Source organism: Mesorhizobium sp. M1365, from assembly GCF_040317865.1.
Classification (GTDB): domain Bacteria; phylum Pseudomonadota; class Alphaproteobacteria; order Rhizobiales; family Rhizobiaceae; genus Mesorhizobium.
Genome location: NZ_JAMYLG010000124.1, coordinates 1 through 522 on the forward strand (window position 1 = coordinate 1; position 522 = coordinate 522).

A 522-nucleotide genomic window follows, 5' to 3' on the forward strand; every position below is an offset into this window, starting at 1 on the left:
CAACGACGCCAACCGGCTGCGCCGCGATCCGGTCTTCAAGATGGCCCAGGATGCGCTGCCGTCGGGTCGGGATCTGGCGTCGCAATCGACGCTGTGCCGGCTGGAGAACCTACCCGGCGTGCGGGAGCTGGTCGCGATGGGACGGGCGATGGTCGATCTCTATTGCGCCTCGTTCCGGCAGGTGCCGAAGCGGATCGTACTCGACATTGACGACACCTTCGACGCTGTGCACGGAGGCCAACAGCTTCGCCTGTTCAATGCCCACCATGACGAGTACGGCTTCCAGCCGATCGTCGTGTTCGATGGTGCGGGACGGTTCGTCAGCGCGATCCTGCGACCGGCCAAGCGGCCGAGTGGGGCTGAGATCCGCCCCCACCTGCGCCGTCTGGTGCGGGCGACCCGGATCAACTGGCCGAACATTCGAATCCTGCTCCGCGGCGATAGCCATTATTGCAACCCGCAGGTCATCGACTGGTGCCGCGCCAACGACGTCGACTTCATCTTTGGCCTCGCGCCCACCAC

The 522-nt window shown here is 65.3% G+C and carries 1 protein-coding gene; it reads left to right on the forward strand.

Annotated features, from left to right (window positions below; all coding sequences use genetic code 11):
* Positions 1–522: transposase (locus NKH04_RS33170; protein ID WP_353045618.1), on the forward strand; the 522-nt coding region annotated here is incomplete at both ends.